11 protein-coding genes and 2 pseudogenes are annotated in these 13,137 nt (G+C 64.0%); 5 read left to right on the top strand and 8 right to left on the bottom strand.

Features of this window, described 5'->3' with window-relative positions; all coding sequences use genetic code 11:
- Together VEI45_RS09285 and VEI45_RS09280 are read left to right on the top strand one after the other, a co-directional pair.
- Positions 1–124 (top strand): annotated as a pseudogene (locus VEI45_RS09285) (CBS domain-containing protein); the annotation flags it as partial.
- A 447-nt stretch (positions 125–571) separates the two neighbouring features.
- Entirely contained in the window at positions 572–1,570 is a 999-nt protein-coding gene (locus tag VEI45_RS09280) for a GNAT family N-acetyltransferase (RefSeq protein ID WP_324852383.1), read from the top strand.
- A 14-nt stretch (positions 1,571–1,584) separates the two neighbouring features.
- On the opposite strand, the gene polX is transcribed toward VEI45_RS09280, so the two are convergent.
- A complete protein-coding gene (gene polX / locus VEI45_RS09275) occupies positions 1,585–3,318 on the bottom strand; it encodes a DNA polymerase/3'-5' exonuclease PolX (protein ID WP_324852381.1) in 1,734 nt (577 codons plus the stop codon).
- A 228-nt stretch (positions 3,319–3,546) separates the two neighbouring features.
- Between polX and VEI45_RS09270 the strand changes: the two genes are divergently transcribed.
- The gene (locus tag VEI45_RS09270) at positions 3,547–3,981 is read left to right on the top strand and encodes an Hsp20/alpha crystallin family protein (protein WP_324852379.1); all 435 of its coding nucleotides are present in this window, start codon (positions 3,547–3,549) and stop codon (positions 3,979–3,981) included.
- A gap of 141 nt (positions 3,982–4,122) precedes the next feature.
- On the opposite strand, the gene VEI45_RS09265 is transcribed toward VEI45_RS09270, so the two are convergent.
- The 4 genes from VEI45_RS09265 to VEI45_RS09250 are packed head-to-tail and all read right to left on the bottom strand — an operon-like array spanning position 4,123 to position 8,271.
- Positions 4,123–5,058: a ribose-phosphate diphosphokinase gene (locus tag VEI45_RS09265; protein WP_324852377.1), complete on the bottom strand. Its 936-nt coding sequence runs from the start codon at positions 5,056–5,058 to the stop codon at positions 4,123–4,125.
- A 16-nt stretch (positions 5,059–5,074) separates the two neighbouring features.
- Entirely contained in the window at positions 5,075–6,493 is a 1,419-nt protein-coding gene (locus VEI45_RS09260) for an RtcB family protein (RefSeq protein WP_324852375.1), read from the bottom strand.
- Between the two features lie 12 nt (positions 6,494–6,505).
- Positions 6,506–6,928 carry an archease gene (locus tag VEI45_RS09255; protein WP_324852387.1) on the bottom strand — a complete coding sequence of 141 codons (423 nt, stop codon included), beginning with the start codon at positions 6,926–6,928 and terminating at the stop codon, positions 6,506–6,508.
- Positions 6,929–6,933: 5 nt separating this feature from the next.
- The gene (locus VEI45_RS09250) at positions 6,934–8,271 is read right to left on the bottom strand and encodes a phosphoribosyltransferase family protein (RefSeq protein WP_324852385.1); all 1,338 of its coding nucleotides are present in this window, start codon (positions 8,269–8,271) and stop codon (positions 6,934–6,936) included.
- A gap of 223 nt (positions 8,272–8,494) precedes the next feature.
- Here VEI45_RS09250 and VEI45_RS09245 point away from each other — a divergent pair, with 223 nt between their 5' ends.
- Positions 8,495–9,370 (top strand): universal stress protein, encoded by an 876-nt coding sequence (locus VEI45_RS09245; RefSeq protein ID WP_324852373.1) that lies wholly within the window; start codon positions 8,495–8,497, stop codon positions 9,368–9,370.
- 36 nt (positions 9,371–9,406) lie between these two features.
- The gene (locus VEI45_RS09240; protein ID WP_324852371.1) at positions 9,407–10,552 is read left to right on the top strand and encodes a site-2 protease family protein; all 1,146 of its coding nucleotides are present in this window, start codon (positions 9,407–9,409) and stop codon (positions 10,550–10,552) included.
- Between the two features lie 172 nt (positions 10,553–10,724).
- On the opposite strand, the gene VEI45_RS09235 is transcribed toward VEI45_RS09240, so the two are convergent.
- The 3 genes and pseudogenes from VEI45_RS09235 to VEI45_RS09225 all read right to left on the bottom strand — a co-directional run.
- Entirely contained in the window at positions 10,725–11,885 is a 1,161-nt protein-coding gene (locus VEI45_RS09235; protein WP_324852369.1) for a CapA family protein, read from the bottom strand.
- 197 nt (positions 11,886–12,082) lie between these two features.
- The gene (locus VEI45_RS09230) at positions 12,083–12,946 is read right to left on the bottom strand and encodes a universal stress protein (RefSeq protein WP_324852367.1); all 864 of its coding nucleotides are present in this window, start codon (positions 12,944–12,946) and stop codon (positions 12,083–12,085) included.
- Positions 12,947–13,013: 67 nt separating this feature from the next.
- Positions 13,014–13,137 (bottom strand): annotated as a pseudogene (locus VEI45_RS09225) (CBS domain-containing protein); the annotation flags it as partial.

The following is a 13,137-nucleotide window of genomic DNA, read 5'->3' as shown; positions in this document are numbered from 1 at the left end:
CATCGACAACCACCGCTTGGTGGGAATCGTCAGCGAGGCCGATATCGCACGCCATCTTCCCGAACATGCGATCGCCCAGTTCGTGAAGGCCATCTGCTCGCAGACGGCCATCACCAGCCACTGAGTTATCCCGCCATACCCTCGTCAATTGCAGGCCGTCGATCAGGCTCGGCAGCACGTCAACGCGTTCGTGCTCGAAAACGGCGCGGTCACAATAATCGAGGCACCCGCAGGCGCTATCGGTTCCGATGGACACTGCACTCGCCGATCGTGACGTGCCGCGCACAGCGGTATGTCGACACAGGGATAAAGTGGCGCGGCCATAGCGATGACACCCGATGCGGCCGAGGAGAAGTGAAGCGGATTTGAGCACGATCAGCAACTTCCCAGCTGGATCTTTCGTCGCCGAGCAGTACACCATCAGCGCGACGGTGCACGCGCAGGCACCGTCATTGGATGTAGCGATTCCGGCTCATCGAACTGCAAGGTCGATGGCTACTCGTCGGCGCACACGCCCTACCCCGCGAATACCAGCGCCACCACAGCGCGGTGGCCAGCTGAATGCGTCGACATGGCTGGCGTAAACATCGCAGGCGCCGAGGAATTGGGCTCGCTCGAATTCTTTGCCGATATCCCCGCTGCGGACCTAGCGTTACTTGCGGCCAAGCTCCAGCCGCTGCACGCAGTCCCCGGTGAGGTGTTGATGCGGCAGGGCGAACAGGCGATGTCGTTTGCGGTCATCGCGTCGGGCCGAATTGAGGTTAGGCACGTCGGCTTGGACGGCGAGGTTCTCGTGGCGGAACTGCCGGCGGGGCTGATCGTCGGGGAAATTGCTTTGCTGCGACGTGCGCGCAGAACGGCGACCGTGACCGCGAAAGATCACGTACGCGGCTATCTGGGCTACCACGACGCTTTCGAATCCATGCTCGCCATACCAATTCTTGCCGAGCGGATGGTCCGTACCGCGCGGCAGCGATTGGCCGGACTTATCACCCCGATCCCGATAACGGCCAACGACGGCACCGAACTGTTTCTGCGCCCTGTGCTGCCCGGCGATGCCGAGCGCTTCGTTGAGGGTAGTGCGGCATTTTCGCGGGAAACCCTGTACCGGCGTTTCTTGTCCGGCGGCGCCCCCACCAAGGCGCAACTCGCTTACCTATTCGAGGTCGACTACGTCGACCACTTCGTCTGGGTGGTGACCGATGGTGTCGACGGGCCCATCGTCGGTGATGCCCGCTTCATCCGCGACAAAGAGAACCCTGCCTCAGCCGAGATCGCGCTCACCGTCGCAGACGCCTATCAGGGCCGTGGCATCGGCACGTTGCTGCTTGGTGCGCTCGCAGTTGCCGCGTGCGTCGATGAAATCCAGCAGTTTCACGCCCTATTGCTGGCCGACAACGTAGCCGCCCGCGCGTTGGGACATAAATTCCACACCCGGTGGGAACCCGAAGAACCCGGCCTTCTTACTACCACGATGGCGATCCCCCGCATCGAGGACTCGCCCATCGAGCTGCAGGCATACCCGCAGATCCACCATGTGGCGCGCCAGCTCATCCACGCCCTCGACTGAGGCAACGAGCCCGCTCAAATTTTCCCCGTTTTGTGTCCCGTTGCGAGGAAGCCGCGGAGCCGGTCCAGCGGCCAGGTGTTGATCACCTCGTCGGCTGACACCCAGCCACGCTGGGCGACAGCGATGCCGTAGCGGATGTAATCCAGATGCGGGACGGCGTGGGCGTCGGTGTCGATCGCGAAGACAACACCATGTTGGCGGGCGCGACGCACGAGTTCATCACTGAGGTCCAGCCGGTCGGGAAAAGAGTTGATTTCCAGGGCGGTATGGGCGCGCGCGGCAGCTACAAACACTGCATCGACGTCGAAATCGATCGGCGGACGACGACCCAGAACGCGGGTGGTCGGATGGCCGATGATGTTGACGCAGGGGTGCTCGATGGCGGTGAGCAGGCGGCGGGTCATCTCCTCGCGGGTCTGGTCGAAGTCGGAGTGCACAGACGCAACCAGGACATCGAAACCGGCCAGGAAGTCGTCGTCCCAGTCAAGGGAGCCGTCCGCGGCGATGTTGAGTTCGGAGCCGTGCAACAACTCGATACCGTAGCGGCGAGACAGCCTGGACAGCTCGCTGCGTTGTTGGAGCGCTTTGTCGCGGGTCATCCGTTGCATCGCCAACTGCGGGGCGTGATCGGTGATGGCGCAGTAACGATATCCGTGCATGGAGGCGGCGGCGACCATCTCATCCAGACTGGCGAGACCGTCGGTGACATTGGTGTGCATATGGAGGTCGCCCACAATGTCGGTCACCTCCACCAGGTCGGGAAGATGGCCCTCCAGCGCAGCTTCGACCTCGCCACGATCTTCGCGCAACACTGGCGGGATCAACGGCAACCCGAGCATGCCGTAGACATCCGATTCTTGTGTGGATGCCAACAACTGGCCGTTATCGACGCGGAACAGCCCGTACTCGGACAACTTCAGGCCGGCCCGCACAGCCAACTTGCGGATGCGGATGTTGTGAGCCTTTGACCCGGTGAAGTATTGCAGTGCCGCACCCCAGACCTTCTCAGGCACCACCCGCAGGTCCACCTGGATGCCCTTCGTTGTCACCACGGAGGATTTGGTGGGTCCGTGGGCCAGCACGCCATCCACTAGCGGCATGGTGCAGAAGTGGTCCATTACCAATGCCGAGTCCTGGTCTGCCGCCACCAAAAGGTCGATGTCGCCGACAGTGTCACGCATTCGCCGTAGTGACCCCGCATAGGCGACTCTGCTCACCTGCGGCAGCGCACCGAGCCGCGCGACAAGATCTTCGGCGATATCGAGAGCTGTTGCCAGCGGTATGCGCCCGCCGACTTCTTGCATCTGGCGGATCGCGCGGGCCAGGTTGCGTTCGCTGGTCTCTCCCCAGCCTTTCAAGTTGCGTAGCTGTTGGTCGTGCAATGCGTTGAGTAGCTCCGGCATCGACGAAATGCCCAGTTCCACATAGACCTGATGGGCCCGCTTCGGTCCCAGTCCGGGAATTCCCAGCAGGGTGCGCAGACCTGCAGGCAGCTTGGCGTGCAGGTCCTCAAGGGCGGCGATGCGGCCGGTTTGCCGGAACTCGAGCAGCTTGTCGGCGGTGTGCGCGCCGACCGCCGGAATCGCCATTAACCCCTGCCGGTTGAGGGTGTCGAGGTCGTAGGCGTAACCGGCGACCGAACGGGCTGCCTTCTCATAGGAACGCACCCGGAATGGATCACCACCAGAGATGGCGATCAAATCGGCTATCTCCTGCAGCGCCTCGGCCGCCGCGTCATTTGAACGCATGAGATATAGGATCGACCCTGCTATGCGCGATCGGCAGCAGGCGAAAGACCTCATTTGCGTGACTTCCGACCACGCTTAGACGGGCCTCCGACTCCGGGCATCTCGACACCGGTGACCGCTCGTGGCGACGAAAAGCCCCTTGCGGATGGGACTTCGGTCCCTACCGCGCGGTCAGGCATTGCTCAAGGATCGCAATAGGAGATTTCACAGCAACCCGAAGGAGGGACCATGACCAATCTCTTTAAGCGTCGACAACCTCATTCATGGCTGCCGGACTGGTCCGATATGTGGACCGACTTTCCCTTATGGGCAGGTTTGCGCCCGCCGGTCGGCACCCACCTGATCCGACTCGAGGATGAGATGCAAGACGGCCACTACCTGCTGCGCGCCGAACTGCCCGGCATCGATCCAGCTAAGGATGTCGACCTCACCATGCAGGATGGCGAGCTGGTGATCAAGGCCGAACGCAGCGAAAAGAAGGAAGCCAAGGGCCGCTCCGAGTTCTGCTACGGCTCGTTCACCCGCTCGGTCACCCTGCCGGCGGGCGCCAACGAGGAAGACATTAAAGCCACCTACGACAACGGCATCCTGACCGTAGACGTGGCCGTTCCGAAACAGGCTGCCGCGGCTGAAAAGCACATCGAGGTGAAAGCCGCCAGCTAAACACATACCCGCGGTCCCGGAGCGCACCAAGTCTTCGGGACCGCGGTCCGGCAGACACCTGGGAACGCTGATGCTCACCATTGGGGGCAATCCAGACGCGTGCAAAATCCACGGGATAGGCCTGATCCGGTAAGGATTTCGTCATGTGTGAGCGAGTGGTTGCTGCAGTGGCTTGTCGGTGTGCAAGCCGGCGATCGCGGCGGCGAGCGTCGGCGCAATCGAGCACACCTGAATCAAGGTGCCCGCGGTCTTGACCGCGACCGTGTCGGTGACCAGCACACGGCGCAGACCAAGGTCACGCAGGCGGCTGACGGCGGCATGCACCAGAAGCCCATGGGTCGCGGCCACGACAATGTCCGGTGCGGCGCCGTGCGTGCGCAGCAGTCCTACCGCGGCTTCTACGGTGGCCCCGGTGGTGATCATGTCATCGACGATCACCGCCGAGCGACCGCTCACGTCGCCAGAGATGTCCAATGCGCTGACCGCTGAGCCACTTTCGCGTTGCTTGCGCACTAACACAACCGGCGCGTGCAGCGCCGACGCATACCGGTCGGCAAGTTTTGCCGCGCCTAAATCCGGAGCGACGACCGTCATCCCGCGCGGCAGGTCGGTGGCGAGCTCACCCGACAGCGTGTCAACCGCGCTGAGTGTTTCCACCGGGATTCGACACTGTGCTTCCAGGGTGGGTGTGTGGGGGTCGACGACGACGAGCCGGTTGGCCCCAGCGCCAGCGATCGCATCGGCGGCCACTGTCACGCCGAGAGCCTGCCCGGCTGCGGTGCGTCGATCCTGGCGGGCATAGCCGAAATACGGGATGACCGCTGTCACCCTTGCGGCGCGGGCCCGCCGGCATGCGTCCAGCAGCAGCAACAATTCGACGAGGTGGTCGTTGACTGGCGGCGCCGTCGGTTGGATCACGTAAATATCGGCGCCGCATATATTTTCGATGATGGGACGCAGTTCGCCGTCGGGGTATCGCTCCAACGTGCAGCCATCGGATTCGACGCCCAAGTAATTCGCGACTGCACTGGCCAAGCCTCGGTTGGCGCTACCGGAGATGATCCGCAGATCGGTCATCCCGCATTCCTTTCCATCAGCCTTTCACTACCCCCAGGGGGATGAGGCGGGCCACCTTACGGGCCAGCCCGGCGCGGTCGCTGGTTTCGATGACGTCGTCGATGTCCTTGTAGGCCTCGGGTTTTTCCTCGGCGAGTCCCCTTCGGGATTTGCCGCGAACCAGGATGCCGGCTTTCTCGAGGCGTCGGCTCAGCTCGTCGGCGCTGGTGTGTCGGGCAGCCTGATGGCGACTTTGCACGCGACCGGCGCCATGAGCTGTGGAAAAAAACGCGGGGTTATCGGGCACACCAGCAAGCACATACGAGGCGGTGCCCATCGTGCCCGGGATCAGCACGGGCTGGCCAGCCGCCGCAAATTCGGCCGGCACGCCAGGATGGTGCGGGGGTAGTGAACGGGTCGCACCTTTACGGTGCACGCACAGGGTGCGTGTTTGGCCGTCGACAAGATGGTCTTCGATCTTGGCGACGTTATGCGACACGTCGTAAAGCAGGTCCAGCGATGTTCCCGCCTGCTCCTCGAACACTTGACGCGTGGCCTCGGTGAGCAGTTGCCGATTGGCGCGTCCGTAATTGGCCGCCGCGGCCATGGCCGCCAAATATGCCCGTCCTTCAGGGGAGCCGACGGGTACGCACGCCAACTGACGATCGGGCACTTGAATTCCGTAGCGGCTCATGGCCTGCCCCATTTGGTGAACGTAATCGGTGCAGATTTGGTGGCCCAGGCCGCGCGAGCCGGTGTGGATCATCACGCAGACCTGGCCCTCCGACAGCCCCATCTGCGTGGCCGCGGCGCAGTTGTAGACGCGGTCCACGGCCTGCACTTCCAGGAAGTGGTTGCCCGAGCCCAGGCTGCCCACCTGCCCAAGCCCTCGTTCGACCGCCCGGTCGCTGACCGTCGCGGCGTCGGCTCCCTCTAACACGCCACCGTCTTCGCATCGCTCGAGGTCCCGTGCTACGCCGTGTCCCTGTTCCACCGCGAACCGGGCACCACCGGACAACACATTTTCCAGGACACCGCGGTTGGGCAACCGCCAAACGCCCTTGGTGCCCACGCCGCGCGGTATCGCAATGTCGAGGCGATCCATCACCGCGCGGATCTTTGGTTGCAGCCGATCCCGGTCCATGTCGCTCACCAAAAGCCTTACCCCACAGGAGATATCGAAACCAACCCCACCGGGGGAGACGACCCCGTCGGCGTTGATATCGGTGGCCGCCACACCGCCGATCGGAAATCCGTATCCCCAGTGCACATCCGGCATCGCATACGACGCCCGCACAATCCCGGGCAGTGTGGCCACATTGGCGACCTGTTGCAGCGCCATATCGCCGTGTTCGTCGGGCAGCAACGATTGGGATGCGAACACGATCCCCGGAACACGCATGGCACCCTCTCGTTCGATCCGGAATCGAAACGGCGTTTCCTCGACGATCTTCATGGCTCGTCTCGATCACACGTCCAGGGTCACCGAGCACCGCCAGCTCGCCGGCCCCCGCGCTAGGCGAAGCTCATTAAGGGACACCGCCTTTGGGATAGCACCGATCTGTGGAAGCCTGCTCGCATCGGCCATCGCGAAGGTGACGTCGGCTTTCTCGTCGGTGCCGTTCACCTCGACATCGACCGGCGCATCGCCAGCGGTGTCCAACAAATAAATGACCTCGTCGAGCACCGCAACCAGCAGATCGTCGTCACGCTCTGCGGTCAGCCGGCGCACGAGCGTGTGGTTCGGCCGGGCCGACGAGGTATCCAGGAAGCTTGCGACTGTGCCGAGTACCGCCTGCCTAATGCAGCCGTTACGTGTGGGCGCCCAGGCCTCGATCCGAAAGTCCGCGGTATGCGGCACACTTCGATACCCTGATGCGCTGTGCGCCATTGCTTTCACGCGGATTTAGCTGCGCCCGGAGTGCTCAGATGATCGATGAACCAATCGCGGGCCAGCGCCGCAACTTGCTCGAGCGTGCCTGGCTCCTCGAAGAGATGCGTAGCGCCCGGGACCACGATGACCTTGCTCTCGCCGGGCATCATCGCCCGGGCTCGTCGATTCAGTTCCAGCACCACATCATCGCGTCCACCCACGATCAGCAGCGTCGGCGCATGCACCTTGGTCAGCAAATCGCCAGCCAAATCGGGCCGGCCACCGCGGGACACTACCGCTGCCACCTTCACGCCGGGGTCGGCGGCGGCCGCCAGCGCCGCGCCCGCCCCGGTGCTGGCGCCGAAATACCCCACCGGCAGCGCCGCGGTGTCGGGTTGGCTGGCCAGCCAGCCCGAGACATCGACTAGCCGCCGGGCCAGCAGCTCAATGTCAAAGACGTTGGCGCGGTCGCGTTCCTCGTCAGGGGTGAGCAAGTCGAACAGCAGTGTGGCAAGGCCCGCTTGGTTCAACACGTCGGCGACATAGCGGTTGCGTGGGCTGTGGCGGCTGCTGCCGCTGCCGTGCGCGAAAACGACGATTCCGACCGGTTGCTCCGGAATCATGAGATGGCCGGCCACCACCGCCGGACCGGCGGCCACCCGGACTTCCTCATCGCGCAGAGGCGGGTCGCCTGTTGCCTCGGAGGCCACTGCGTCCCGAAAACCCTCACGGGCGCGGTCAAGCAGCGCGACCACTTCATCGTCAGAGGTCTGCGTGAAGTTGCGGTAGCCCTGACCGACGCCAAAATAGAACTCAGGTATGTGTAAGCAGACCACTTCGTCGGCGTAGCCGCTAAACCGCGCGACGGTATCGTCGGCGCAGATCGGAACCGCCAATACCACCCGGGTCGCGCCCAGCGCGCGGGCCACCTGACAGCCGGCCTTGGCGGTCGCGCCGGTCGCGACGCCGTCATCGACGATTACGACGGTGCGCTTTGCCAACGAGATAGGGCCACGCCCCCGGCGGAAACGCTCTACCCGACGTGCGAGCTCGGCCCGCTGCTTGGCCTCGACGGCGACCATCTCGTCCTCGGATAGGTCCGCTTGCCGCACGACCGACTCATTGATAACCCGGACCCCACGCTCACCGATCGCGCCGAAGGCCAGCTCGGGCTGAAACGGCACTCCGAGCTTGCGCACGACAAGCACATCCAGCGGCGCCCGCAGCGCCCTGGCGACCTCGAAGGCCACCGGCACCCCGCCGCGTGGCAAACCCAACACAACAACGTCTTGACCGCGCAACGATTCCAGGCGCTCAGCCAGCTGACACCCGGCATCGACACGATCATCGAACACCCTCATATCACCGCAAAACGAAGCTAGCCGACGGGTCAATCGACGTTGCGCATCGTCACGATCCTCGAACTGCGTCATACCCCGACTGTGCCGCGCCAGGTCGCCGCACCGAAGGGTCTTAGGACCACTCCTGCCGGGACCAACGCCTCCTGACCGGGGCGTCGCCGACCGTCTAGTGTCGGATAATGCGGCCTGCCGCGCCCCGCATCTAAACAGGAAGGACGGCCAAATGCCCAGTCGCAGCGCATATGCGGGGATCGTGGTGGGCATCGACGATTCCACATCATCGACGCTGGCCGTGCGATGGGCCGCCCGTGAGTCGGTAATGCGCAACCTTCCGCTGACCGTCGTGCACGTCTCAAGCCCGCTCGCCGTCTACCCTCCTGTCCCGATCCCTGCTGGGCTTCACCAAAGGCACGAAGAGGATGCGCGCAAGATCGTCGTCGACGCGATCAAGGCCGCCGAAGACAGCGTGGGCGACGGCAACCGACCCGAAATCGACACTCGACTGTTGGTTGCGGCGCCCGTGCCGGCCCTTATCGAGCTGTCCAAAGAGGCGCATATGATGGTCGTCGGCTGCCGCGGGCAGGACGCGGTGCAGCGGGTCCTGCTCGGCTCGGTCAGTACAGGCCTGGTCCACCACGCCCACTGCCCGGTTGCGGTGATCCACGACGAGACGCCGACCCTGCTGCAACCCTCACAGTTGCCGGTGTTGGTGGGCATCGATGGCTCCCCGGCCTCGCAGCTGGCCACCGCGATCGCCTTCGACGAGGCATCCTTTCGCGGTGTGGAACTGGTGGCCCTACACGCCTACAGCGACGCTGACGTGTCCTTTGCGCCGTTCATGGAGTCGCGGCCCGCGGCCGAGAAGACGCTCTCCGAGGGCCTAGCCGGTTTTCAGGAGCACTACCCGGACGTCCCCGTCTGCCGTCGGGTTGTGTTTGATCACCCGGCCCGCCGTCTGCTCGACGAGTCCGAATCTGCACAACTGGTCGTGGTCGGCAGCCACGGCCGGGGCGGGTTCGGCGGGATGCTGCTCGGCTCGGTGAGTACCGCGGTGGTACATGCAGCCCGCATTCCGGTGATAGTCGCCCGCCAACAGTAATCGGTTGTCCAGCAATATCATTGGAGGTCATTCAACATGGGCGGCATCCCGATAGGACGAATCGCCGGATTTCCGGTCAGTGTCAACTGGAGCGTGCTGGTCATCCTTTGGTTGTTCACCTGGAGCCTGGCCTCGACGTTGCCTAGCGCTGTGCCCGGCTACGCGAAAGGGGCCTACTGGCTTGCCGGGGCGTGTGGTGCACTGATATTGCTCGGGTCGTTGCTAGCTCACGAGCTGACGCACGCGGTCCTGGCGCGCCGCGCCGGCGTCAAGGTGATCAACGTGACGCTGTGGCTGTTCGGCGGCGTCACCCGCCTTGGGGGCGAAGCGAAGACAGCTACGGAGGCATTTCGAATCGCGGTGTCGGGTCCGCTGATGAGCCTGACGCTCGCAGCGGTCTTCGGGGCCGCGGCCTACGGGCTCGGCGTGCTTGGGGTCGCACATATTGTGCTCGGCGTCGCGTGGTGGCTCGCAGGCATCAACCTGCTGCTAGGCCTTTTCAATCTGTTACCAGGCGCCCCGTTGGATGGCGGGCGGGTCCTGAAAGCTTACCTGTGGCGCCGCCACGGCGACAGCGTGCGGGCTGCGATCGGCGCGGCGCGCGCCGGGCGCATACTCGCGTTCATCCTGATCGCCCTCGGACTACTGGAGTTTCTGGCGGGGGGCATGGTCGGTGGCGTGTGGCTGGCTTTCATCGGATGGTTCATCTTCGCCGCTTCCCGCGAGGAGGAGGCACAGGTAATAACCCGACAAGCCATCGCCGGTGTCCGCGTCGCCGACGTCATGACGGCCGAGCCCCACAAGGCTCCCGCCGACATCACCATCGAGGATTTCATTCAGCGTTACCTACTCGGCGACCGCCACTCTTCGTATCCCGTCGCCGACCGCAACGGATCGATCATCGGGCTAATCACTTTGGCGCAACTGCGCGGCGTCCCACCGAGCCAGCGGGCTGCCACCTTGGTCCGTGAAGCCGCGATACCCCTCCCACGCGTGCCCACCGCGGCTCCGCATGAGCCGCTCACCGCACTACTCGAACGTCTGGGATCAGCCGCCGGTAACCGCGCCCTTGTCGTCGACGGGGGCCACCTAGCCGGCATCGTCACCGCAAGCGATCTCAGCCGACTGATCGACGTATACCAGCTAGCGTCACCCCACGAGGACGCCACTCACGCGCATTGATTTGTCAATCCTGCCCGGATCGCAGATGAACGCGAGCGTTCGTCTGACCAGCGCGAGCTGGAATCGAACAATGTGCTGGGTCGTCCCACGCGCCACAACGCTGAGTGCGCACCGCGGGCCGAGCAAACGGTCCACGGCAGCATGAGGCCGCGCGGGCTCGTTGCCCAAATCATCACCGCGCGTTGTCAGAAGTCACCCGGGGATGTTTGTCGCTGCGCATGAGAACAACCTCCAGCAGGTCGTTGGACCCCGCGGCAACGTGAATCCCGAACTCGCGGCTGGTGCGCTCAAGGGTCGTGCGCAGCCATTCGGCGTCGGCCTGCGAGGCACGCTCAAGTCGCATCCTCCGCACGCGCAGCGGAATCATCTGTAGCGAAACGAGTTCCCCGCTGGCCGGATCGGTCGACGTCAGATACAGCAGCCTGAGCTGGGCGCGGAACTTCTCGTGGCCGCCAATACCTTCGTAATCGTCGATGACGTCCCCGCAGCCATACAGGATCGGTTTGCCGCGGTAGATCTCGATCGGCCTGGGATGATGCGAGGAATGTCCGTGGACAACGTCGACTCCGCCATCGATCAACCGGTGCGCGAAACCAATTTCGTCTGGCGATATTACATAGCCCCAGTTGGATCCCCAATGCAGCGAGACGATCGCGATGTCGCCGTTGCGTTTGTGCGCGAGTACCCCTGCTGTCACGTCGTCGGCGACATGCCTGGACAGGTCGCGGATCAACCACACCCCCGGCCGGTCGCTGTCCGCGGCCCAAGATTTGGGAACGCCGGCCGAGGTCATCGCCACCGAGCCGACTAGCACCCGGTGTTCGTCGTGAACCGTCACCGCCGCCGGACGGCGGGCGGTATACAGGTCGGCTCCGGCCCCGGGACCTTGGATCCCCGGTTGGGTGAGAGCCTCGACGGTGTCGGTGAGCCCCTGGTAGCCGAAATCGAGAATGTGGTTGTTGGCCAACGCACACACGTCGGGCCGAAACGCCGTCAGTGCCGGAAGATTATCCGGGTGCATGCGATAACACACCGGCTTGGGGTCGGCGAATTGGCCGTCAGCGGTGATCGCGGTCTCGAGGTTGATCAAACGGACATCCACGGCGGCCTCATCGAGGATCTCCAGCACCTCGCCCCATGGCCACTGCCAATCCACCGGGCGTGCGATCAGCCCGTTCACGCGCTCGGCCAAGCGGACGTATTCCCGCGCATCACGTACGTACGGTTCGCGTAGCTCCGGTTCGCCTGGATGGGACAGGATCTGGTCGACGCCACGCCCGAGCATGACGTCACCGCCCATCAGTACCTTCACGAGATCAGAATCACCGGCCATCCCAACCACTGCCGTCCACGATCAATCACCGACTTATATGCGCGCTGCCACGATCGCACCAAGGCAACCGCGCGCCGAGGGGTCGAACGTCCTCAAGATCACGTCTAAGGTCACATCGCCGGTTCGCGCTGGGCCCGCAGTCCCAAGTTCCCGGGCCTATGCCGGAGTAACAGTAAACAGATCGCGATCGCCGCGATTCATAGCCGCCACAGTCGATCACAAATCAGCAGCGTGCACCCGGCGGCGTCCAGCGTGGTGCGACCGGAGGGCCCCAGCAGAACATCCATCGGCCCCGGCCGCAGCGGATCCACCACGACCAGCTGGACCGGCGTGGCTGTTCTTTGCAGCTGCTCCAGATAGTTGAGCAGGCTGAAGTGGTCGTGCACCGACTCGATGGCGAGATCCGGATAGTTTCTGCGCCAATGGGTGAGACGGTGATCGATTTGTGCTTCGATACGGTGACTTCGATCGGTCGCTGGACCGGTAGCGTAACCGCCACCGATTTGCCTGCGCCGCATGGTGATAGCGCGCAACGGCGCGCCGCGCAGCCGGGCTTCCTGGACAGCCAACTCCAAAACTGCGCTGCTGGTCGGTGACTCGTCGACGGCGGCGAGAATCAAACCGGCCTGCCGCGGTGCGGTGCTCGTTGGCGCGACCGCGACCGGACAATGCGCAGCAGCGGCCAACGCTGCAGCAGTGGAGCCGGTGCGTCCCTGGGTGGCGTGTTTGACCCCGGTCGAGCCGACGCAGATCATCGCCGCTGACTGCGAAGCCTCCAGCAGCGCCGCGGCCGGATGGGAGTGCACGATGTCGGTCTCTATCTTGACCGGCTTGCCCGTCGACTCGATTTCGGTGATCACGTTGTTGATCGCACGCTCGGCAACGGCGACTTCGGTCTCGTCGTCGTGATCGCGCTCGGTGGCGTCGACTGCGTGCACCAGCTGCAAGGGAACGTCACGGTCCACGGCCTCATCGATCGCCCACAGCGCGGCTTGGACTGCTGAGCGCGAGCCGTCGATTCCGACGACAATGGACGCTGACGACGAATACAGACCGCGCATGGTGGCTCCTTCAGGCCGGTAGTTGCAAGACTTCGGCCTGCAATTGACGGGGGTATGGCGGGATAACTCAGTGGCTGGTGATGGCCGTCTGCGAGCAGATGGCCTTCACGAACTGGGCGATCGCATGTTCGGGAAGATGGCGTGCGATATCGGCCTCGCTGACGATTCCCACCAAGCGGTGGTTGTCGATG

The organism is Mycobacterium sp. (assembly GCF_035623875.1).
Taxonomy (GTDB): Bacteria; Actinomycetota; Actinomycetes; order Mycobacteriales; family Mycobacteriaceae; genus Mycobacterium.
The sequence above is the reverse complement of the archived record's forward strand: the minus strand, read 5'-3'. Positions and strand labels throughout refer to the sequence as shown.